Origin of the sequence: Campylobacter sp. BCW_6871 (assembly GCF_001762325.1) — a bacterium.
GTDB classification, from domain to species: domain Bacteria; phylum Campylobacterota; class Campylobacteria; order Campylobacterales; family Campylobacteraceae; genus Campylobacter_D; species Campylobacter_D jejuni.
The window spans coordinates 664-1,166 of sequence record NZ_MJWQ01000070.1 but is presented as its reverse complement, the minus strand read 5'-3'; the positions used below and the strand labels follow the sequence as shown (position 1 = coordinate 1,166).

Here is a 503-nt window from a genome sequence, read left to right as displayed (position 1 = left end):
ATGTTTATAAGAAGGATACCAATCTGTATCAATCAACTTTTCTTCTTTTATAATTAGTTCTGCTTGTTCTCTTGTCATTTTCTATCCTTTATTATTATATTTGTTTGATAAAGCCCAATTGTATTAAGTCTTCTATGGAAATAGGAAGCTTAATCTGTGTTCCTCCACCTTCTTGTTCAAAGCATGGAGATATTCTTCCTATCTTCGGAGAATGGAATTCGTTTTTTTTCATTGATTGTTCAATTTTATTTTTTAAGCTTTCATTTTGACATATATCTTTTTTTCTTAACATACTCTCCATATTAATATCTTCTAATACTTCATATCTTTTATAGGTTTTTTGCATGGCTTCATTATCTTCATAAGGCAATGATCTTTTTTCATAAGGTATTGCTCCTTTTTTCTCCTTAAAAGGGCAAACAAAGCTACCTGAATTATCTCCATATCTGTCCAGTTTCATCCCTTTTTTTAGAGTGACTTCTCTTGGTTTGGGTGGAATTTTA

1 protein-coding gene is annotated in these 503 nt (G+C 30.0%); it reads right to left on the bottom strand.

The window, feature by feature from the left end:
* Nucleotides 1-94: 94 nt before the first annotated feature.
* A partial coding sequence (locus tag AJ930_RS08860) for a TNT domain-containing protein (RefSeq protein ID WP_148122817.1) occupies nt 95-503 on the bottom strand: 409 nt, incomplete at its 5' end.